At 37.2% G+C, this 22,442-nt stretch carries 24 protein-coding genes; 18 read left to right on the forward strand and 6 right to left on the reverse strand.

Annotation, left to right across the window (positions count from 1 at the left end):
- Position 1 precedes the first annotated feature (1 nt).
- Both HNP36_RS03640 and HNP36_RS03645 read left to right on the forward strand, forming a co-directional pair.
- Complete coding sequence (locus tag HNP36_RS03640; protein WP_184160322.1) at positions 2–466, forward strand: hypothetical protein; 465 nt, start codon at positions 2–4, stop codon at positions 464–466.
- Complete coding sequence (locus HNP36_RS03645) at positions 450–962, forward strand: hypothetical protein (protein ID WP_184160320.1); 513 nt, start codon at positions 450–452, stop codon at positions 960–962. Before HNP36_RS03640 ends, HNP36_RS03645 begins: the two co-directional genes overlap by 17 nt.
- A 97-nt stretch (positions 963–1,059) precedes the next feature.
- Here the strand turns inward: HNP36_RS03645 and HNP36_RS03650 are convergent, their stop codons facing one another.
- The 5 genes from HNP36_RS03650 to HNP36_RS03670 are packed head-to-tail and all read right to left on the reverse strand — an operon-like array spanning position 1,060 to position 5,358.
- The gene (locus HNP36_RS03650; RefSeq protein WP_184160318.1) at positions 1,060–1,527 is read right to left on the reverse strand and encodes a cupin domain-containing protein; all 468 of its coding nucleotides are present in this window, start codon (positions 1,525–1,527) and stop codon (positions 1,060–1,062) included.
- Positions 1,528–1,536: 9 nt separating this feature from the next.
- Positions 1,537–2,604: an alpha/beta hydrolase gene (locus HNP36_RS03655; RefSeq protein WP_184160316.1), complete on the reverse strand. Its 1,068-nt coding sequence runs from the start codon at positions 2,602–2,604 to the stop codon at positions 1,537–1,539.
- A gap of 19 nt (positions 2,605–2,623) precedes the next feature.
- Complete coding sequence (locus tag HNP36_RS03660) at positions 2,624–3,343, reverse strand: carboxymuconolactone decarboxylase family protein (RefSeq protein ID WP_184160314.1); 720 nt, start codon at positions 3,341–3,343, stop codon at positions 2,624–2,626.
- Between the two features lie 9 nt (positions 3,344–3,352).
- Positions 3,353–4,462, reverse strand: a complete 1,110-nt coding sequence (locus HNP36_RS03665; RefSeq protein ID WP_184160312.1) for an alpha/beta hydrolase — start codon at positions 4,460–4,462, stop codon at positions 3,353–3,355.
- Positions 4,463–4,506: 44 nt separating this feature from the next.
- The gene (locus HNP36_RS03670; RefSeq protein ID WP_184160310.1) at positions 4,507–5,358 is read right to left on the reverse strand and encodes an aldo/keto reductase; all 852 of its coding nucleotides are present in this window, start codon (positions 5,356–5,358) and stop codon (positions 4,507–4,509) included.
- Positions 5,359–5,536: 178 nt separating this feature from the next.
- On the opposite strand from HNP36_RS03670, the gene HNP36_RS03675 reads away from it, so the two are divergent.
- The 11 genes from HNP36_RS03675 to HNP36_RS03725 all read left to right on the forward strand — a co-directional run bounded on the left by HNP36_RS03675 (position 5,537) and on the right by HNP36_RS03725 (position 15,124).
- The gene (locus HNP36_RS03675; RefSeq protein WP_184160308.1) at positions 5,537–6,433 is read left to right on the forward strand and encodes a helix-turn-helix domain-containing protein; all 897 of its coding nucleotides are present in this window, start codon (positions 5,537–5,539) and stop codon (positions 6,431–6,433) included.
- Between the two features lie 532 nt (positions 6,434–6,965).
- The gene (locus tag HNP36_RS03680; protein ID WP_184160306.1) at positions 6,966–7,781 is read left to right on the forward strand and encodes a hypothetical protein; all 816 of its coding nucleotides are present in this window, start codon (positions 6,966–6,968) and stop codon (positions 7,779–7,781) included.
- Between the two features lie 18 nt (positions 7,782–7,799).
- On the forward strand, positions 7,800–8,678 hold the full coding sequence (locus HNP36_RS03685; RefSeq protein ID WP_184160304.1) for a hypothetical protein: 879 nt from the start codon (positions 7,800–7,802) through the stop codon (positions 8,676–8,678).
- Between the two features lie 18 nt (positions 8,679–8,696).
- On the forward strand, positions 8,697–9,470 hold the full coding sequence (locus tag HNP36_RS03690; protein WP_184160302.1) for a hypothetical protein: 774 nt from the start codon (positions 8,697–8,699) through the stop codon (positions 9,468–9,470).
- 150 nt (positions 9,471–9,620) lie between these two features.
- The gene (locus HNP36_RS03695) at positions 9,621–10,376 is read left to right on the forward strand and encodes an SDR family oxidoreductase (RefSeq protein WP_184160300.1); all 756 of its coding nucleotides are present in this window, start codon (positions 9,621–9,623) and stop codon (positions 10,374–10,376) included.
- Positions 10,377–10,470: 94 nt separating this feature from the next.
- A complete protein-coding gene (locus HNP36_RS03700) occupies positions 10,471–10,821 on the forward strand; it encodes a DoxX family protein (RefSeq protein ID WP_184160298.1) in 351 nt (116 codons plus the stop codon).
- A 2-nt stretch (positions 10,822–10,823) separates the two neighbouring features.
- The gene (locus HNP36_RS03705) at positions 10,824–11,258 is read left to right on the forward strand and encodes a nuclear transport factor 2 family protein (protein ID WP_228456240.1); all 435 of its coding nucleotides are present in this window, start codon (positions 10,824–10,826) and stop codon (positions 11,256–11,258) included.
- Positions 11,259–11,276: 18 nt separating this feature from the next.
- Positions 11,277–12,650, forward strand: coding sequence for an aldehyde dehydrogenase family protein (locus HNP36_RS03710; RefSeq protein ID WP_184160296.1), 1,374 nt, complete (start codon positions 11,277–11,279; stop codon positions 12,648–12,650).
- 33 nt (positions 12,651–12,683) lie between these two features.
- Complete coding sequence (locus tag HNP36_RS03715; protein ID WP_184160294.1) at positions 12,684–13,340, forward strand: potassium channel family protein; 657 nt, start codon at positions 12,684–12,686, stop codon at positions 13,338–13,340.
- 6 nt (positions 13,341–13,346) lie between these two features.
- Positions 13,347–14,363: a bestrophin family protein gene (locus tag HNP36_RS03720; RefSeq protein ID WP_184160291.1), complete on the forward strand. Its 1,017-nt coding sequence runs from the start codon at positions 13,347–13,349 to the stop codon at positions 14,361–14,363.
- A 17-nt stretch (positions 14,364–14,380) separates the two neighbouring features.
- The gene (locus HNP36_RS03725) at positions 14,381–15,124 is read left to right on the forward strand and encodes a hypothetical protein (protein WP_184160290.1); all 744 of its coding nucleotides are present in this window, start codon (positions 14,381–14,383) and stop codon (positions 15,122–15,124) included.
- Between the two features lie 76 nt (positions 15,125–15,200).
- On the opposite strand, the gene HNP36_RS03730 is transcribed toward HNP36_RS03725, so the two are convergent.
- Positions 15,201–16,505 carry a T9SS type A sorting domain-containing protein gene (locus HNP36_RS03730; protein WP_184160288.1) on the reverse strand — a complete coding sequence of 435 codons (1,305 nt, stop codon included), beginning with the start codon at positions 16,503–16,505 and terminating at the stop codon, positions 15,201–15,203.
- A gap of 779 nt (positions 16,506–17,284) precedes the next feature.
- Between HNP36_RS03730 and HNP36_RS03735 the strand changes: the two genes are divergently transcribed.
- The 5 genes from HNP36_RS03735 (at position 17,285) to HNP36_RS03755 (ending at position 22,436) form a co-directional block, all read left to right on the forward strand.
- On the forward strand, positions 17,285–19,027 hold the full coding sequence (locus HNP36_RS03735) for an ATP-binding protein (protein ID WP_184160286.1): 1,743 nt from the start codon (positions 17,285–17,287) through the stop codon (positions 19,025–19,027).
- A 3-nt stretch (positions 19,028–19,030) separates the two neighbouring features.
- Positions 19,031–19,684 (forward strand): LuxR C-terminal-related transcriptional regulator, encoded by a 654-nt coding sequence (locus HNP36_RS03740; protein ID WP_184160284.1) that lies wholly within the window; start codon positions 19,031–19,033, stop codon positions 19,682–19,684.
- Positions 19,685–21,179: 1,495 nt separating this feature from the next.
- The gene (locus HNP36_RS03745; protein ID WP_184160282.1) at positions 21,180–21,731 is read left to right on the forward strand and encodes a thermonuclease family protein; all 552 of its coding nucleotides are present in this window, start codon (positions 21,180–21,182) and stop codon (positions 21,729–21,731) included.
- 111 nt (positions 21,732–21,842) lie between these two features.
- On the forward strand, positions 21,843–22,013 hold the full coding sequence (locus HNP36_RS03750; RefSeq protein ID WP_184160280.1) for a hypothetical protein: 171 nt from the start codon (positions 21,843–21,845) through the stop codon (positions 22,011–22,013).
- Between the two features lie 96 nt (positions 22,014–22,109).
- Positions 22,110–22,436, forward strand: coding sequence for a Crp/Fnr family transcriptional regulator (locus tag HNP36_RS03755; protein WP_184160278.1), 327 nt, complete (start codon positions 22,110–22,112; stop codon positions 22,434–22,436).
- Positions 22,437–22,442: the final 6 nt, after the last annotated feature.

Genomic DNA, 22,442 nt, shown 5'->3' on the forward strand with positions numbered 1-22,442 from the left:
AATGCAGGAATTAAAAAATTTTAAACGGACAGGTAATCAGTATAAACTTACCTCTTCCAATAGTTTTAATATTGCATTGTGCAGTATTATGATGATGCTTTCAGTTCTGGGATTTGTAAAAATACCTGAATCCGGTTTCAAATGGTGGATGCTGGTACTTACCGTTTTACTGATTCTGTCTGTTGCAGCAAGCTATTGTATTATTGATATGGATGCAAAAGAAATCCGGATCAGGGTTGGATTTATTAGAGGCCCAGGAATTATTCCCATATCAGATTTGCAGGGATTTACTATCTGCAAAATAAGGCAATTGGGAATTCTTACCATTAATGTAAGCCTGATAGCAAATTATACTAAAAATGGTAAAGAATATGAAGCAAATATTGCCCAAAGAATTTTTACAAGACCTATCCAGAGTATATTAAATGATATTGAAGAAATCCTGGGTAATGAGTATAAAAGATAAGCTAAAGGTTGAAATCAGAGACGGCAGCATTTCACTGGAACCTAACAGGGGAATCTTTTCGAGCCTTATCAGGTTCGCCGTTACTATGGTAGGATCAGCCGTTATCCGGGCTGTTTTTCACGAGCAGCTGGGAGAGGGGGGAAGATTGCTCTGCCTTGGGATTATTGTTTATTTTTTTGTACATGGAGTCATAGACTTTGTTTTCCGTCTCAATATACGGTATGAGTTTAACCGTTATGACAATGCAGTTTACAGGGATAATCCTTTATTTGGCAGGAAGCATATTATGAATTTGGATGAAGTGGTGATCTTTGTAAATAACAGTTCCGGAGACTGGTATTACGCCATAGGAATTAAAAAGAAACAGTTTCTGAAGAGTTATAAAATAAGCCCCGGCTTCGGTGGAGGAAAGATTTCGCAAAGGAATGCTTTTGAGTATGAAAAAGAAATATTGGAGCCTATTGAAGAACTTATTTCAAAGGTACAACTGAGATAGTCTGCAATATTCTCATAATGTGATCAGATTACAACCGGAGATAAAAATTTTTAGTTAAATCGCTCAGATAATATGCATTGGTTTTTAATTCAAAAAATTAATTTACATAAGTATATTCTTCATCTGTTACGGGTTTCATCCAGACAGTTTCTCCTTTCTCCCTCCCTGTAATGGCTACCTGAACAAAAGCCATATCAGTACTTGCTCCGTGCCAGTGAGGAATATTGGGAGGGCATTTTATTGCATCCCCTTTGCGGAGTGTTTTTTTAGGTAGTCCTTTTTCCTGATAATAACCCACTCCATCTATAACAAGCAATATTTGTCCTGCCGGGTGTGTATGCCACTTACTTCTTGCTCCCGGCTCAAAGGTTACGTTTCCAACGGATATAGAATTAAGGCTATCGGCATCCATAAGCACTTGCAGGTAGGCCGTTCCGGTAAAATTTTCGTTCGTTATTTTCTTCCCTTTCGGAAATATGAGCGAATCGTTCGTTTCTTTCTCTTTATTACAGGCTACAAAAAGAATCATTAGGATAATAAGAATATATTTTAAACTATATTTCATTTTTCTGTTTTAAAGGTTGCTTTGATAAAAATCCACAAGCTTATGTACAGCCTGCGATACATATTCCGGCTTCCAGTAGGTTTGTATGTGAGTGGCTCCTTCTATCAGAAAAAGTTCCTTGTTTTTTACATTTTTTGCTTTGCTAAAGGCTTCATCCGTCATATATTTTGTATCTGCCTTACTTCCGGCCATCATTAAAAGAGGCTGATTAATCAGGTCCATGTCTGCAGTGGCATCCCAGGTCATTAAATCAAGCAGGCTGCTCATGGTATACAGAAAGGTTGAATTAGGATGGGCATGAGTTCTAAAATAATACTCATAACCTTCACGATATAAATCGGTCGGTATTTTAGCAATTTCCTCTTTTGTTAAATTGGGATTTGCTTCACCTGCATACATTATTTTGCCTCCTGCAGCTTCCTGGGCACGGGCCTCCGAAGCTTGCTTTAAACGTTCCTGAATAGTATTCAGCTGCGAATTTTGAAAACCATTCCGTCTTACTTCTCCCGAGTTGAACATACTCAATGTCGCCACCGCTTTAAACCGCTTATCCGATTGTGCTGCTTTTAAAGTATAACCGCCGCCGCCGCAGATGCCTAAAACACCTAATCGCGCTGTATCAACCCCCTTGTATTGGGAAATAAAATCCGCCATACCATGGATATCTTCAGTCCGGTTTGCCGGTTTATCCGTATGGCGTGGTTCACCGCCACTTGCCCCTTGATAGGCTGCATCGGCAGTAATGGTTATATATCCCGATTCTGCCAGACGCTGGGCATACAAACCTGCTGTTTGCTCTTTTATACCTCCGTTAGGATGGGCTACCACTATGGCCGGATATTTCTTTGAAGCATCATAATTTGCCGGTGTATAAACATTGGCAACAATTGTAATTCCATTCAGTTTATAGGTTACGGGATGGATATTTACTTTCCCCTTTTCATTCCTGGTTATTGCGTCATCATATACCAGTGTAAAAGGGTTCTGTTCATATTTTTTTTGAATAGATTGTGCGTCTGCAGTTTCTGTTGCCGCTACAGACATTGATAATGCAATTATTGAGGTTAGCTTTTTCATTTTTCTAATAGTTTAAAATTTATTTACTCTTTAACACTTCGTGCAAGACGGTCTGTGCTGCACTTGCTTCTTTACTGCCAATGGTTTGTTTGATAACATCTACAAACTGCAGGAGCTGTTCCGGCGTTAAACCAACATTCAGACAAATATTTAGATGGGAGCGGAGCATTGGTTCTACACCGCCAATACTGCTGAGTACAGATATGGTTACCAGCTCTCTTTCTGCGTATGACAAAACATCACGTTCAAAAATGTCCGCAAAAAGATGTTCTTTGAGGAATATCTCAATTTCCGGTGCGAATGCTGCATATCCGGTTTTAAGCTGAGTTTCCGGAATCCCGGTTAATTTTTCCAATATTGCTTTACCTCTTTCATACTTGCTGGCAGCGCTGTCAATTGGTGATGATTCTATTCCCGGCTCATCGGTAATACCACTGGTTTTCCTTTTATCCAGCACGACCATAAAAGTCTGCAATCCCCGGAGGCTTCTGGGAAATCCGGCATAAGCATAAACGTGAATAATGACTTCTTTAATCTGGTTTACCGTTAGTCCGGTTTCAAGTCCTGCGTTTAGCTCTGTTTTCAGCTCTGGTAATTTACCTTTGCCGGTGAGTGCAGAAATACGGATAATTGCTTGCTGTTTATCGTCCAGACTCTGTTTGACATTGGTTTGTGCATTTATAGTTGTTGATGCAATTACTGCTGTGCCAAATGCTATTAATTTTAAAAGCCTTTTCATTTTTTATTACTAATTATCCAATCCTTTTTCTTTTAACCATTTTGCGATCAGATTGGCTATTTGCCTATTGTTTAAATCCGACATTATGAAATGAGTATTGCCCTTAATTCCCATTTCAGGTAAATGAACAATCGTTGCATTACCACCGTGAGCATTGACAATTTTAGCCCATTGTTTTGCCGTGGCCAACACATTACGCCAGAAGTTGAGGGAAGCAGCGTTGGTTTCTTCTGCGGGAATGTAGTCCCCATAATAGACCACGATAGGGATCTCAGTAAGTTTCAGAAATTCGTTGAGCGGAACACCTTTTCCTCCACGGTTGCCTTGTGGAACTTCACCTTCAGGAAAGGTAAACCCGCCTGGTTCAATAGCTACAATAGCTTTCACACGATCATTCTTAATCGCAGTTTTCCAGCCCGGAGCCCCTCCTGCAGAATGGGTGAAGAGAATTCCATCACCTGATTTGTCAAATACGGCCGACAGAGCATTTACTATAGTTTCTTCGTCTGCATTACCTGTATTAGGTGTCATCATGCGGAAAAAACTGTCAAGATATTTTTCGCCTTTGGGAAACTGAACGCCTTCGTTGAATTTTGGATAAAGGCCGATACGGAACTGGGTATACCAGGTCTGATCATCGGGTGATGCTGAGATCTGAACAGGTTTTGTGGTTTGCCCCGCATCGCCACGGCCTGGCTGATCAACCAGATATACACCATAACCTGATTTTAAAAATATATCGGAAAAACCTTCTCTGCCATCGGCTGTAGTTTGCCAACTGCGGCGGGACTGCCCATAGCCATGCAGGAATACCATGGAATTATGTTTCTTGTTGACAGGGATTTGGTAGAAGACATCGGCGTGGTCACCATGACGTGTTTGTCCTCCTTGCTGCTCGTTCCATGGTTTTAATGGGTCAAAAGTGCCTTCGCTTTTGATGATGGTACCACCTGCTGAAAATGCGCCCTGTTCTTTAAGAATTATATTTCCACTTTGATTTGTCTTTGATGTAGCACATGATGAAATTATGACAATGGAACAGGATAACAGGGTATTCAAAAGGATCTTTTTACCAAATTTCAAATCGCTGTGCTTAATTTTTTCAACTGTTCTCTGCATGATTTTTTAAGTTTAGGTTTTTCGATTATTTTAGATATTAGTTTCTATATATCCAGCTTTCTTTCACTCAGCCATTTTACCATTGCTGGATCTCTATGATCAAAGAACAGGCTTGTACCTGTTTCCAGTAGAGTTATTGTTTGTAAATCTTCTGAAGAAAGCTCAAAATCGAAAATGTTGAAATTTTCAGCTATTCTTTCTTTACGGACAGATTTTGGAATGGCAACGATATTTCTTTGAATTAGCCATTTAAGAATTACCTGTGCCACAGATTTATTATATTTTTCACCAATAGCGGACAGTATTTCGTTATGGAATATATTGTTTTTCCCTTCTGCAAAAGGTCCCCACGATTGTATCTGTACTTCATTTTCCTGAAGAAACTTTTGAGATTCTGTCTGCTGATGGAAAGGATGGGTTTCAACCTGATTGACAGCAGGAGTAAAACCACTGTTCATGATTAAATCCATAATCCTGTCAGAATGAAAGTTAGCTACGCCAATAGCTTTTATTTTTCCTTCGTGATATAATTCCTGCATAGCCTTCCAGGAACCGAAAACATCTCCATAAGGCTGATGAATCAGATATAGATCCAGATAGTCCAATTGTAGTCTTTCCAAAGATTTTTGAAAGGCAGCTTTTGTTTTTTCATAACCTGTGTCCTGTACCCAAAGTTTGGTGGTTATAAACAAATCGTCTCTGGCAATGCCGCTATTTTTAATACCGTTACCAACTGCAGTTTCATTCAAATAGGATGCTGCTGTATCAATGAGTCTGTATCCTGTTTCAATAGCATCTATAACTGCTTTTTCACATTCGGCAGGATCATGTATTTGAAAAACACCGAATCCTAAAATCGGCATTTTAATTCCGTTGTTTAGTGTAACTGTTTGCATTTTTATTTTTTTATCTTTCCGGAAGAAGAATTTTAATACTACAAAGTTCCGGTTTGAGATTAAGTCGTTTAGTATACATATTACAGTTTTTACTACCAATATCACTGATTGGCAGATGGCCTCTGTCCAGGTTATAGCAGAATGGTTAATTTTGTATTGTTAAATAATGGGAAAAGCTATGGAAAAGACATATAATTTTGACACAGTAAGCCAGTACAATGCATTTAATAATCATGAAACTCAGCACCCTCTCGTTAGTATCCTAGATTTTTCAAAAGCGAAGGAAAGAACCGGTTCGAGGATGACTTTCGGGCTTTACTGCATTTTCCTTAAAGAAGTACACTGTGGAGATTTAAAATACGGATGTAATCATTATGATTATGAGAAAGGAACATTGGTATTCATTTCTCCCGGCCAGGTAATTGATGTGGAGAACAAGGTTGATTATTATCAGCCAATGGGGCATGGCCTGGTTTTTCATCCCGACCTGGTGAAAGGTACATCTCTCGGTAAAAATCTTGGCGAGTATAGTTTTTTCAATTATAATACCAACGAGGCACTCCATTTATCTGATAAAGAAAGGAAAATTGTTTTTGACTGTTTTTCCCAAATTGAAAATGAAATAAGGCAAATGGTAGACAAACACAGTAAAAAACTGATTGCCTCCAATATTGAATTATTCCTGAATTACTGTGAAAGATTTTATGACCGTCAGTTTATAACCCGGGAAAACGTTAATAAAGGCATACTGGAAAGATTTGAAGAATTACTGAACAGTTATTTCATATCTGAAAAACCATACCATATAGGTTTACCTTCAGTTGCTTACTTTGCCGATGAACTTCATTTATCAGCAAATTACTTTGGAGATCTTATTAAAAAAGAGACCGGGAAATCTGCTCAGGAATACATTCAGAATAAAATTATTGATATTGCAAAAAATAAAATTTTTGACAACAATAAGACAATCAATGAAATAGCATTTGAATTGGGTTTTAAATATCCGCAGCATTTTAGCAGGTTATTTAAAAACCGCGTTGGCTTTACCCCCAATAAATACAGAAATTTAAATTAATTTAGAGCTTAATTCTGAATTATTGAGCAAAAAATCCGGTTAAACAATTGTATTCTTTAATCTAAGTTTACATACAGCAGTAGATTTGAATGCATCAGCAATTACTTTTCCAGGAAAAATCGTTTCCGGTTGCCCTATTCTTAGAATTCAATATTTTTTTCCTAAAATTGACCTGAATGAGGTTTTTTCAGGTAAATTATTTAAAAAAGCCAGAGAATTCTGATTACTTATAATAAAATTCCATATTCATACCCCTAAAATCCGGTGTAAGATTTATGTATACAGATTTTGTATTTAAATACCTATAAAAAATCAATTTAAAATGGGTTCTTAGCAAAAATGTATCATTTTAAAACATCTGCCGGAGGGATTTATGACATCTGGCGGGAGCATAATGAAGTGATGGTTTTTTTCCGAATTTATAACACCTATTATAGCAAGTCACCCGTCTGGTGGCTTGTTTTCGTTTTGGGAATCTCTAATTTTATAATGTGATTTATGTGATAATATTTTCATTTAAAACCATAATGCGATGAAAAAAATATACATTATTCTTCTCAGCCTATTGGAAATAGGAGTGTATGCGCAGGTAAACATCTCTAAAAACCCTGCCGATCATCAGCCTCATTCTGACGCGATACTTGAAGTGAAATCAACATCTCCCGCAACAGCGGTTTTATTGCCCACAGTACCGCAAATAAGCAGTGCAGCTGACCCGGACGGAGATGAGGTCTTTAAAGGAGCCATAGTTTACAGTAAAAACAATGCTTCCATTTATGAGCACGACGGAACCAACTGGCGAAGCGTATACGATTATGTAGTGGAAACAAAGCCACAATATCTCGCCCACTTTTCAAGGCCTTCCAACCTGATTTTGAGCTGTACCGGAGGTTTTTTTCCTCCATATGGATGTACAAGTGATGGCATTATGTCCCTTACCAATTCCGGCCCGTCGGATTTTATGGGAAGCCAGATCCATTTATCTGTTGCCTCTAATGTAATTACCGTTAATGAAACAGGTTTGTATAGAATAACTTACAGATCTTATGCTTCTTTTGACGGATTAAACACAGATGAGATTCAGCTCAGGCTTCAGAAAGCAAATGCAGCCACACCGGGAACATTTGCTACCATTGATTATAAACCCTTTATAGATGCCAACGATGATCTTGGATACAGCCCTGTATTCAACGGTTCAATAGTTACACAGGTAAATGCCGGAGACAAGTTTCGGTTACAGGGCTATATGAGATCCGGCCTTTCTCCTGTAATTACTTCATCAACAACCTTTCAGAACAGCAATGTGCATGGAACAGGTGAAGTAATTTTTGAAAAAATAGTGCTTTAATCTAAAAAATATTGAAAAATGAAAACGAAGGTATATTTATTCATGGTTCTTCTTTTCAATCTGTATCAAATCCCTGTTTCAGCACAGATACGGATATCTAAAACAGCGGGAAGCCCTCATATTAATGCATTGTTAGATATAAAAGATCCAGGGAAGGGGGCCATCTTTACCAAGGCTGATAACATAGCCGCTTTTCCGTTGTTCAATGCTGCCGAAGAAGACTATTTCAATGATATTCCGGCTTTGGAAGGAGCTATTTTGTATAATAAAGAAGACAAACAATATTACAAATACGACGGAACAGTATGGATACCTGCCTTACAATTAGGCGGATTTCAGAACCCTTTCGAAACACGAAGAAAAGCAGGAAGCTCACAAAGCTGGGCGTGTATATGGCTTGGTGTCCCGCCTTTCGGCATCAATTCCTGTGACCTGACCCAGTTATTCGGAAATAACAATACAAAGGTCATTCCTGTTTCCAATACAAATAACCGTTCACAGTTACTGGTAAATAATCTCAGCCTCACAACCGGAACTGATTATGTTACCATACCTTCAGCAGGTTTGTATCACATATCCGGGGTTGTAGGATTCAGTGGAACCAGTCTTTTAGGACTTGGACAGGATGTATCTTACTGGGTAAATCTTGATGTAAGCTATGATAACGGGACTACATGGGCTACTTTAGCCTTTAGCGAAACCCTTCAGTACGGAGGAATCTTTATCGATATAGGACAAGCAGGCAATAAAAGCGCAAGTGTTTCATCAACCGTTACATTACCGGCCAATACAAGGATAAGACTGGCTGCATCCGTTTCCACAAGTGCTGCAATTTCAGTGTATTCCAGCTCTACAGATCATAGAGATACATTCATTAATGTACAGAAATTAAAATAACCATTTAGCTTTAAAACGATGAAAAAATATATATCATTAATTGGTTTAAGTATATTAGGATGCTCCTTGATGAGCGCACAGGTGATTATGGGAGGCAGTGCTCCTGCAAGTCCCTACACCCAACTGGAATTGCAGAACAATACCGGGCAGAAAGTGCTGATCCTTCCGGGAGCAGCCAACAATACTGCTTTACCTAAATATAATGCATTACAGGCAGACGGATATGATGATGATCCTGCTATGGAAGCTATGCTGATGTATGATAAAAATGCAGTAATGGCAAAAGTGTATGAGGGAACTACCTGGGAACAGGCATTTATATCTCAGGGAAAATCTGCTACATGGACCAGGGCAAGAATTGATGCAGCTTCAGCAGGATGTATTTCCATTTTATGCAGCTCAAATAATTTACCGTTATCCATTCCTGCCAATAACACACAGTTTGCAGATTATTTGTCCGTAAGGCACTCCGGAGATACTTTCCGTATACGCCAGAAAGGACTTTACAGGATCAACTTCAATGTACTGTTCAGTGGGATTAATGTAGGATTTACAGGGACAAGGGTAAACGTTGCCATTGTGGTGAATGGAGAAGAAAAGGCCTATATGTCTGCCAATGCAGCCTTCTTTAGTATAAACAGCTATCTGGCTTCTGCAGACACCGTTCTGTTTCTGGATGTAAATAATGATGTGAATTTCAGGATAACAATAGATAATGAAGGCTTTTCCCTGTCAGGTTATACATTCGGGGGAACACCGGAAAGTAATGTGAGCCTGGAAAGAATACTTTAAAAACTACAAAGAACATATCAAAAAGGCATATAGCCGAAAAATAGACAAAAGAAATTCGGAATTAAACACAACTTCCGAAAATTTCACCACGATTTGAAATCACTTAGTTCCCATATTTGTAATACGTAAAACAATTAAAAAAACATTATTATGTCAAGAAATGATTTAAACGGAAAAGTAGTACTTATAGCGGGAGGTGGAAAAAACCTTGGAGGATTATTAAGCAAAGACTTCGCTGCAAAAGGAGCAAAGCTTGCCATTCATTATAACAGTGACAGCTCAAAGGAAGAAAGCGAAAAAACCTTAGCTGAGGTAAAAGCTCTGGGAGCTGATGCTTTCTTATTTCAGGGAGATCTTACCAAAGTGGAAAATATTACAAAGTTCTTTGATGAAGCTGTAAAAACTTTCGGAGGAGTGGATATTGCCATCAATACCGTTGGTATGGTACTGAAAAAACCGTTTGTGGAAACTACCGAAGCTGAATATGATACCATGTTCGGGGTCAATTCCAAATCAGCATATTTCTTCTTACAGGAAGCGGGCAAAAAAGTAAATGACAACGGTAAGATCTGTACTATTGTGACATCTTTACTGGCTGCGTATACAGGACTATATTCAACATATGCAGGAGCTAAAGCACCGGTAGAGCATTTTACAAGAGCTGCTTCAAAAGAATTCGGAGACAGAGGGATTTCTGTAACAGCAGTAGCTCCGGGCCCTATGGATACCCCTTTCTTTTACGGTCAGGAAAGCTCTGATGCAGTAGCATATCATAAATCTGCAGCCGCATTGGGAGGATTGACTGATATTAAAGACATTGCGCCTTTGGTAGAATTTTTAGTAACTGACGGCTGGTGGATCACCGGGCAGACTATTTTTGCCAACGGAGGATATACTACAAGATAAAATTGGATTAATTCAGAAGTACTTGATTAGATAATGGATAATTGTGATTTTGAAGAGAATCCGTTATCCATTTTTACTTTAAAAACCTAAAATCATGATCATCAGAATAATTAATTCAATACTGATTCTCATAGCAGTGTTTATGGGAATTAAACAGGGATATGCCATGCTTGCCGGAAAATCTGAAATGATGGAAATGTTCGGTAAGTGGGGATTTAATAAAACCGCATTAGCAATAAATGGAGGTATTACAATGATTGCAGCTTTAATGATCTTATTCCCTAAAACCTTTGTCTGGGGAAACTTTCTGATGGCTGCCGGAATTTTACTCATCATTTGCCTGCACCTTCTGGGTAAGGATCTGAAAGGAGTTCTCATTGAGCTTCCGTTTTTACTCCTGAACCTGGCCATTATTTATCTGCAATACCCTTTAAAAAATGCATAACAATGAAAAGTATATTAGTTACTATGGTCATATGCATATTCAGCCTTACAGCATGTGGGCAGCAGAATTCATCCTCAAACAATAAAACTCATAAAACACAACAGAAATATAATAATATGGATACCGGTAAATTAACAAACAATACAGTAAAAGAAGCTTTCGATGCATGGCAAAAAGGAGACAGCCAGACTTTTTTATCTTTCTTTACGGCAGATGCAAAATTATACGATGACGGAAGCCCGAGAGACTTTCAGAAATTTGTAAAGGATGCTTGCGGGCATGAACGTTTCACCACCATTGACAAAGTGGAAAACGAAGGAAAAGATATCTATGGTAACTTCCATACAGAAAGCTGGGGCGATTTTAGAACCTATTTCAAATTTCATTTCGATGCAGATGGAAAAATCTCACGTCTTGATATAGGTCAAGCCAATTAATCCCCAAAATATAAGACTATGAATAATTATCAGTCGATTTTTGATGCACAAAAAGAATTCTTCTTTACAGATGCTACCAAAACCTATGAGTGGCGGATAGACCAGCTGAACAGACTGGAAAAAATGCTTGTTGAAAACCAGGACGTATTTTGCCAGGCGTTGAAGACAGATTTTAACAAACCTCCTTTTGAACAGCTTTTTGAAATTACCGTTCCACTGGGCAATGTAAAATATTACAAAGAAAACCTTCAACAACTAATGGCTCCAGAACCTGTTGCCATCCCTGAAGGGCTTGAGAAAACAGGTAATAAAGGCATCATTTATAAAGAACCTTTTGGTGTAACATTGGTCATAGGGCCATTTAATGCTCCCATATTACTGCTTTTGGATCCTGCAATTGCGGCTCTGGCTGCCGGAAACCCCGTTATTCTTAAACCGGCCAATACCACACCAGCCGTGGCAAAACTTTTTGCGGAACTTATCCCCAAATATTTCGAACCGGAAGCTGTGAATGTCGTGACCGGAGGACGTGAGGAAATTACAGAACTTTTAAAATTACCCTTTGATTTCATTTTTTTCACAGGAAGTTCAGCTGTAGGAAAGGTAATAATGAGAGCTGCCGCAGAAAATCTTACCCCTGTTATTCTCGAATTGGGTGGACAGAATCCTACCGTTGTGGATGAAACGGCCAACCTGGATATTGCGGTAGACAGAATTGCATGGGGGCACAATGCCATTTCAGGTCAATGGTGCATTGCGCCGGGCTATGTGTATGTACATGAAAGTATTGCGGATGTTTTCATTAATAAATTAAAAGAATCAACAATAAAAATGTACGGTGAAGATCCACAGCAGAGCCCTGATTTTGCAAGAATGATCAGTGAGCATGATGCAGAAAGGGTAGCTTCCTATATCATTCCTGAAAAGGTGGTTTTAGGAGGAAGGTATGATATCAGGGACAGGTATGTGGAACCGACCATCCTGTATCCAAGTACCTGGGAAGATCCCGCTTTGCAACAGGAGATTTTCGGTCCGGTTCTGCCTGTAATGGTTTATTCTGATTTTAAGGAAATTGTGAATATTATCAAAAGAAAACCTAAGTCACTTGCAGCTTACATCTTCAGTAAAAATCAGGAGAATATTGACTATTTCCTGAATTCGGTTTCATTTGGAGGCGGATGCATCAATCAGACGAATCTGCATTGCTGGATAGACAGTCTTCCATTCGGAGGAGTAGGCTACTCTGGCATGGGAAAATATTATGGAAAAGCAGGATTTGATGCATTAAGCAACACCAAAGCCATGTTAATCGGGAATCCTGATCTTGAACTGGATGTTTTTCCACCATATGCCAATAAGGATATTGCTAAAAACCTGAGTGTTTTTGGATAATTGCAGGAGGTTCTTTAATTTTATAAAACACAAATGATTAAAAAGCTACAGGAAAGAAAATACGAAATCCTTTTATTAGCCCTGATGCAGCACTTATTTGTAGGAATATTCCTCACAGATATGGATTTTTATACCCGTGTTGTATGGCCCGTTAATATGCTCGTTCTGGGGTTGGGATCTGTCTTTTTGTTTACAGGAAAGCACAGCTGGAGGCACTGGTTCAGGAACCTGCATTTTATTGTTATTTTGCTGTTACCCATCGGAATTCCGTTTTTTAAGGATTTTTCATGGTATTTCACATTTCTGAATATTAATTATGTAGTGTTTTTCTGCTTTCTTTTCACGGAAGTAGTAAGATTTCTGCTAAAACCGGGATATATCAACACCGATATTATTTCAGCATCCATATGCGGATATATGCTGCTGATAGAAATTTCGGTTTTTTCACTGCAATTTTTCCAGTACCGCGATCCTGCATCTTTCAAAGGAGTTGATCTGTCTTCACCTGCGCTTACATTTATGGATCTGGTCTATTTCTGTTCCATCACTTTTACAAGCATTGGCTTTGGAGATATTACCCCCAATACCCATGTTACGAAACTGATTACCGCTTTTGTGGGAATCGCGGGGCAGTTTTATACCGTTGTACTGGTAGGTATCCTGATCAGTAAATTTTCATCAAAAAATTAAATTATTATGAATACAGGCTCACATTATAAACTTTACCATTTTATTCCGTGGACGCGGAGAAAGATTTATAAAATGCTTATTTTAAGTATTGTTCCCACAGCACTGTTTTATTTTCTGGGATGGAAGTGGCTGGCTATTCCCTGGGTTCCGGTAGCCTTGCTTGGCACTGCCACTGCATTTATTTCAGGGTTTAAAAATACCCAGACCTATAACCGGAGCTGGGAAGCCCGCCAGATTTATGGGGCCATCATCAATAACAGCCGCAGTTTCGGCATTTTGGTTAAAGATTTCATAAGAGCAGATGATGAAGTACAGGAGAAAGCTTTGCATCAGCAGGTTATTTACCGTCATTTTGCATGGCTTACGGCGTTAAGATTCCAGCTCAGGGAAACAAAAAGCTGGGAACATGTAAAAACGAAAAGCTACAATAAAGAATACCTGCAATATTATAAAGTACCTGAATGGGAAAGTAAGCTTGAAGATGAGCTCAAAGTATTTTTAAGTGATGATGAACTTCAGTATGTGCTTTCTACCAAGAACAGGGCCACACAAATCATTGCTTTACAGTCTGCCCAGCTGAGAAAATTAAATGAGGAAGGCAAAATTTCAGAGTATAATTATACTGCACTTGAAAACCAGTTCAAGGAATTGTATGACCAGCAGGGAAAATGCGAACGGATCAAGAATTTTCCTTATCCAAGACAGTTTTCAAGCATCAATCTCTATTTCACGAATGCATTGTGTTTTTTGCTCCCTCTAGGATTTTTAGGGGAATTTTCTAAAATGATTGAAAAATTTGGAGATCATATAGTCTGGCTTACCATTCCGTTCAGTGTACTTTTAGGCTGGGTTTTCCTGGTTTTGGAACAGATAGGAGAGAGTACGGAAAATCCGTTTGAAGGCAATGCCAACGATATTCCCATTACCCAGATCAGCAGGAATATAGAAATTGACCTTCGTGAAATGCTGGGTGAAAAAGAACTTCCACCTGCGATACAGCCTGTTAATAATATTGTTATGTAAAAACAAAAAATAAAATTATGAGTATAGAATCAGTAAGAAAATGGTATCCGAAGGCTTTAACGTCTATTGATACAGTCAACCGTTTATTAGACACAATTGAAAAACATCTGGAATTAAAACCTAACCAGTTAATGCACGCAGACAGTATGTGCTGTGATGATGTGAATGCCATACAATATCCGCCAAGAGCCTATGAAATGCTGGGTCCGTTTCATTTGGGGGGACTTGATGGTTTCCCTTTTGCCGGACTTACGGGAATGGGAGCTTTTGCACACCATGTTCCGGAAGATGGGGCAGTAATTATTTTTTATGCTCCTCACATCGGGATTACCAAAGAAGGACAGATAGGAGAGATAAGCAGAATAGGGCAGAGCAGTAATTCAGCATGTTGTGGTGCTGCAAAAGGAGCGCTTGGAAAACTGGCGGCAGGACAGATTATTGAAGGAAATATCACATCGCTGGATTTCCAGATGAATACCATCGAACAAATCTTCCTTCACAGTAAAGAAAGAATCCTGAATGCGGAAAATCAGATTTTTGAGGCAACGGAAGTAATGTATGAAGCCATAGATGAGCGTATAGAAGTACTGGTAAAGGAAACCAGCTATCCTTGCAAGTATGTAATTCTTGTAGGAGGTATTTTCATCAACGGAGATAAAGATATGGGTTCATTCTGCCAGTATAAAAAGTTTGAGTATATCAACCTTGAAACAAAAGAACGAAAGAGCCTGATGGAACAGTATTATGAACAGTTAGTATAGAATATATTTTCATAAAAACAGTTTACAGATCTTATAATGTCTGTAAACTGTTTATGAAAAAACAAAAAAACGATATTTATTTTTTTAAGACTTTAAAAGATTTAATGCTTCCGTCTTCAAAAGTGGCCACTGCAATATAGTTGCCGGTTTTCAATCCTGATAAATCTATTTTAGCTTCTGTATTATTGACAGGAATGTTGGCAATAACCAATCTGCCGTCTGCTGAATATACGGATACGGATTTTATCCTTTTTCCGCTGGAAATATTGAGAAGGTCTTTTACAGGATTGGGATAAATGCTTATATTATGGGATGTTGTTTTTACTTCATTCGCTGCAAGTACAGATTCACCCAATCTGGCGACCCATCCTTCGGCAAAAATAGGAGGGATGGTATTGTCGAAGCCACAAATATATTTCCCATCTGAAGATATGCCCATTCCGGTACCGAGTTTTCCGTCAAATGTATTGAGTGTTATACCCTGAGACGTTAAAAGATCAGTCAGTAAAACAGGAGCAGGACCCAATGAAGGGTGATAGATAATTACTTCTCTGTCCCCTATCATTCCGCAATATCCCACAGCAGTACCATTTTCGGATACGGAAACAAATACGGCATCCGTATATCCTGCAGGAGCATCAAAAGACTGATAGGTATTGGTATTGATGTTATAAATGAATGCTTTACTGCCTTTGTTTCCTACAACCAGTCCCGCATTGTTTACATCGTTGGCTTCACCGTATTCAGGTGTACCGAAATCTATATAATGAAGTGCACCGCCTGCATCAAAATAGGCAGGAACCCTGAAAGTCCCCATTCCGAAGATATCTTCCCGGTCAATCCATCCGGCTGCCACTCCGTTATTGTTTACAGCAGCTCCCCGAGCGTTTGTATACAAGAGATCTCCGGTAAGTTTCGTGAGCGTGCCGGATTCTGTATTATAGATAAAAGGATAGCTGCTTCCGACATTGGATGAAGTCATTTGCCCCGTTACATATACACTGTTCTCTGAGATTCCTTTTGCGTCTCCGAACCAGCTGTTTCCGGGAGTGTCACCTGGAAAATATCCGATAGCCGTCCAGTTTCCGTTCTTCCGGTAAGCTGCCTGGGTTAGGTTGGAACCGTCGGATGCTGTAAAAGGCATATTTCCTGCAATATTCCCTGAATCATTTAGCCGGTTGGTTGCACTTGCTACAGATTCTATCGGGGTACTTGCACCGGCACTGTAACTGTAATATCCGCCAGAGTGTACGGCGTTGCCGTTGCTGTTAATGTCATATAATCTTGTGCCCATACCGGAAACTATTATGAATTCGGTTTGTGCGTTTAAAGCCAGGCTGCTTAGCAGTAAGCATACTGAAATAAGTCGATTTTTTCTCATATAACAAAGAGTTTATTCAGTGAAGTTCTTTTCTTTTATCAGGTAATACAAACTTTTATAGTGAGAATATCTGAATTACTTACGGTGATTTTGCTTTTAAATAAAATCCAGACTGTTGATACAGGGTAGATTTCCGCAGGTTTTATGTATTATTCTTCTGTAATCTTGTGTTTTTTTTTGAATTAACTAATTTTTTTATAAAGTTAAGATTGAATATGTAATAAAAATAATAATAAAAGGTTTTTTTTTCATATTTGTTAAAATGATAATCGTATATTAGTTACATGATATTCCGGTTAGAAAATGATCAGGATTTGGTTGGTCGTCCCAAAAAATGGATGTCAGGATATAGATTGTTTAATTACTGTGATATGCATAGTTTTATGCGTGATTAGAGGAAGGATTTGAGATTGAGAAGTGATAAATTCTGTTAAATTTTGGCTTCTGAATAGAACACAATAGGTATTTTGAAACTGAAAGAAAATTACGGACTTAGAAAAAACTGGCAATTATTATTTTGAATATTTATGTTAAGGTTTAAAAATATACTTATACTGAGTGGAATCCCGAAGTTTTATTATGTCTTCGTAATTTCATGGAAAATAACTCCACGGTATTTATCAGGTATTTACTATTCTGAAAAAACAAAAATTACTTTAACTTTGCAATAGAATGATATGTAATTATTATTAAATATTTTATAAGTCAATTATATAATTAAAAACTAACACCAAGAGAACTTTAAATAATCAGAAAATTAATTTAGCTGATAGACAGATATGAAATATAAATTCTTAGATTTTAAATTAAGGAAAGTTGTTCATTACTCATTGATCGTGTGTATATTACTGATACAGGTCATTATAGCCATATTCTTTTATAACGAATTTGTCAATGAAAAGAAACTGAAATTTATTAAAAATCGGCTGGATCAAAGCAGAGTATTAGGCGGATTAACAGATAACTCGAGAAAAGATTTCATGGATGCTCAGAATTACTTTCAGAAGTATATGCTCAGCCAGGATGACAAAGATCTGAAGCTATATTTTCAATCCCTTGAAAAGCTTAATAATAATTTCGAAAAAATAAATGATTATGGAGATAAAAATCCAGGATTGAAAAACAGACTCGCCCAGCAAAAAAAGGATACCCTGAAAATTATAAAACTGCAGACCGTTATAGATTCTGTATATCAATATTCTTTAAACCCGCCTGTACAAAAGGTCGAAGAGCCAAGTTTTGAGCTGGAAAGGTATAAAAATACCGATGATTTTGAAGACCTGAACATACAGACCCAGACCTATTCTGATACAGTTAAAAAGAAAGGTCTGATGGGGCGTTTAAGAGATGCAATATCTGGTAAAGTGAATGTGCAAAAGGAAAGCACGGTGATCACCATGACCAATAAAAAACCTGCAAACCTTTCCAAAATAAAACAAAGGATGGATAGTCTGGTAAACTCCATAGATAAACATTATACCACTGAAGTTAAAAAGATCCAGCGGTCAACCGTTCAGAACCAGCTTTCCACCGCCAAAAACAAACAGGAAAATATAACGTTTTATGGTAATTTCAGTAAATTACTGGTTTACAGCAACAGGCTGATCAATGTCTATGAAAAAGCTATTAAAGATTTTAAATCTGAGCTGGAAAAAGAATACAATGAGCAGAGTTCCAATAATAACAGAATCAGAACCTATCTGGTACTTGGGCTGATGACCCTGATGTTCATTGTATCCATTCTGATCATGTATTTCACAAGAATGGCATTCATATACGAGCAAAAGCTTAACGCTGCAAATGAAGAGAACAGAAAGAGCCTTAATTTTAAAAACAGGATCCTTGGAATGCTGAGTCATGAACTGATGTCTCCGCTGAAGATTATCAATATTTTTATTGATAAGATCAACAAGACTACAAAAGATGAGACCACAAAGGATTATCTTAAATCGATAAAATTCACCAACAGTACCCTGCTTATACAGTCTACCCAAATTCTGGAATATACAAAGAACCAGGAAACAGAGAAAAAACTGGTAAAAACGGTATTTAACCTTAAAGATGAAATTAATTCTATTGTAACCGCCATTACGCCTTATATAGAAACAAGGAATAATAAATTTCTGGTAACGGACAGGATTCCTGAGAATCTTATCGTAAATTCGGATAATATAAAAATTAACCAGATATTTATGAATATCCTGGGAAATGCAAATAAGTTCACAGAAAACGGACAGATTGATCTTACCATGTTCACCGAAAAGATAGATGAAAACAATATTTCCCTCATCACAACAATAGGGGATACCGGTGTAGGAATTTCTGAATCTGATCTTGGGAAAATTTTTGAACCTTATTATCAGGGAATGGTTTCTGACGAAATTGATAATTTTGGCGCAGGATTGGGATTGAACTTATGTAAGGAAATTATAGAGCTCTTCAACGGAGATATATCCGTTTCAAGTAAGCTTCATAAAGGAACAAAAGTAACATTCAGAATTAATTTAAATATCAGTAAATAGACTATGGAAGAGCCAATTGAAAATAAGGAGGTTGTAATTCTTTTAGCGGATGATCACAGTATTGTACGCCAAGGGATTGCCATACTGGTTGATGAAGTTGTTCCAAATTCAATAGTTTATCAAACCTCATCTTCACAGCAGATTGTGGAGCTGGTGAAAACAAAAGGTGTAGAAATAGCCATTATTGATGCTCATTTTCCGGATGGAAATAGCCTTCATATTATACCGCAAATGAAAAGTGTTAATCCTGATATTAGGGTTTTGGTTTTCTCCGGTCTGGAAGAAGACCTGCATGTGCTTAAGTTCATTAAAGCCGGAGCCAGCGGATATGTAAGTAAACTAAGTGAAGAGGTAGAGATAAGACAGGCAATTTCAGATATTGTACATAAAGGAGAATATTTTTCTCCGCTTTCCCGCAACTTAATGTTACAGCTGGTTCAGAATCCGGATCTCATCAACCCGCTTAGCCGTTTAACCGGCAGAGAACTGCAGATTGCAGAAATGTATGCAGAAGGACATGGGAATCTTGAGATTGCCAATGAACTGAATATAAAGCAAAATACCGTAAGTACGATCAAGAAAAATATTTTTGATAAATTAAAAATTGAAAACCTTGTCGAGCTTATTGACCTTATCAATACTCATCATAAAATATAAGATTCCTCTATTTTTTATAAACAAAATATATATCGATAAACATCTATAGTTTTATCGATATATATCGATGTTTATTATGCGGAATATTTTCCCATAATGTCGTTACTTTGCCTTAATAAAATTAACCAAATAAGAAGATTCATATTCATTGAAAATGTTTTCTGATTTATTACAACGGAGAATTTTATAATACACATAAATGATGAGATAAATATAAGTGTATGTGTAACCTTAAAGGGACTTCTTGAAAGCAAGTATTAAAAAACACAAATTAATATAAAGAAGTTAACTTGGTCTTTACAGGTTATTTTATACAGAAAAAAAGGGGAGGCAACAGCCTCCTTTTTTTATATTGATATCTTGACAACATTATCTCTGTTCTCAAAAGTGAATATATCGATAAATATCTATAATGTTATCGATATTTATCGATGCTAATTGTAGAAGATTTTCTTTCATAATGTTGTTACTTTGCCTTAATAAAATTAACCAAATAAGAAGATACATATTCATTGAAAATGTTTTCTGATTTATTACAACGGAGAATTTTATAACACACATAAATGATGAGATAAATATAGTGTATGCATGGCCTTAAAAGGAACTTCTTGAAAGCAAATTATTAGAAAACACAAATTAATATAAAGAAGTTAACTTGGTCTTTGTAGGTCATTTTTATACAAAAACAAAGGGAGGCAATAGCCTCCTTTTTTCTTGAATAATATTTGCTGAAAACAGGTAGAAATAACTAAAATATTTTACCAGTAAACATCTAATCCCCTATCGATATATATCGATGCAAATTGTGAGGAACTTTACCCTGTAAGGTTGTTACTTTGTCCCAATAAAATTAACCAAATAAGAGACGCATATTTATTGCAAAAGGGAAATTTTATAACACACATACAATGATGAAATAAATATAAGTGTATGCATGATCTTAAAGGGACTTCTTGAAAGCAAGTATTAAAAAAACACAAATTAATATAAAGGAGTTAACTTGGTCTTTACAGGTCATTTTATACAAAGAAAAAAGGAGGCAGCAGCTTCCTTTTTTTGTTAAAACAAGTTGAAATACTTAATTTTTTTTGTTAGTAAACATCTATCTATCAGTCGACATATATCGATACAAATCGTAAGGAATTTTATCCCATAATGTTGTTACTTTGCTTCAGTAAGATTAACCAAATGAAAGGTATATAAATTTAAATATCTTGACAGATGGAAAAATATTACTAAACACAAATGATGAAAATAAATAAGTGTATTATGGTCTTACAAACTCCTTGGAAAAAAATTATCAAAAACACAAATTAATAAAGGAGTTACTTGGTTTTGACAGATCATTTTACACACAAAAAAGGAGGCAACAGCCTCCTTTTTTCGTAATTGATGTTATTTAAAATGGCTAATATATCGTTATACTGATTTCTCTAAAAGATAAAATAAAAACTTTGTCTGGTTACAGGTTTTCGAAATAAATATATAATTTCGCATGATGAGAATACTTCTTCCTACACTATTGTGTTTCCCTTTTTTATTTTTCTCACAAACTACAGCCAAAGTAGTCGGAATTTCAGACGGAGATACCATCACGGTTTTATTAAAAGGCAATGTACAGAAAAAGCTCCGGCTTGCGGAGGTAGATTGTCCGGAAAACAGGCAGCCATTTGGAAAGAATGCTAAAAAGTTTACCTCTGATCAGGTTTTTGCCAGGCAGATCATGTTTACGGAAACCGATAAAGACCGTTATGGACGTTCAGTAGCTAAAGTATATTATGACAATGGGAAATATCTCTCGGCAGAAATCATAAAAGCAGGGTATGGCTGGTGGTATTATGCCTACTCTAAAGATTCCGGTTTGGGAAAAATGCAGGAAACGGCAAAAAACAACAAGCTGGGTCTATGGCAGGATAAAAAAGCAGTTTCTCCGTGGGATTTCCGTAAACAGCAACGTGAAAATGCTAAAAAGAACCGTCTTCAAAAACAGCTGGAACCTGTGAAAATGAAACAGGAATATGCCTTTGGAAAAGAAAAAACTGCCTGATTGAAGTAATAATATATTTAATCTCAGACAAATCAATTCCTTAATCTTAATACAAGGACCTGAATAGTCTCTCATAGCTTTAGATATAAATTATGCTAAAACTGTATTCGAATGGCAGAGGATATAAAAATTTACCTGGAACATATAAAAAGTGTTTGCCCCGAACTAACAGATGCAGAACTTGAACATTTTGACCGACAATTAACCACTACACAACTCTCTAAAGGAGCATATTATATTTACAGCCGGACAAATTCAGAAACAGGGTGGGTTTTTGGCTAAAGGACTTGTCAGGGCATTTTATAAAGATGATTCCGGGGATGAAAAAATATTTATTTCATTCCCGAAAATGAATATTCATTTCATTATGCTTCGTTTATGGACAAAAAGCCCTGTCCACTTACATTTCAGTGTCTGGAACCTTCTGTAATTATTAATTTTCCGATGGAACATCTTCATACCATCTACAGCCGGATCCCTACATTTGAAAAGTATGGACGACTTATAGTAGAAGGCAAGCTAAAGATCCAACAGGAAAGATTAGAAAGTTTTCTGCTCCAAAACGCAGAACAGCGATACCGGGATTTTATGAAGCAATATCCTCAACTGCATAACAGGATAACCGTTTCACAGCTTTGCAGCTATCTTGGTGTAGAAAGGCAGACGTTAACAAGGATCCGAAAGAAAATTTCGAAATTAAACTGATTTTGA

Source organism: Chryseobacterium shigense (assembly GCF_014207845.1).
GTDB classification, from domain to species: domain Bacteria; phylum Bacteroidota; class Bacteroidia; order Flavobacteriales; family Weeksellaceae; genus Chryseobacterium; species Chryseobacterium shigense_A.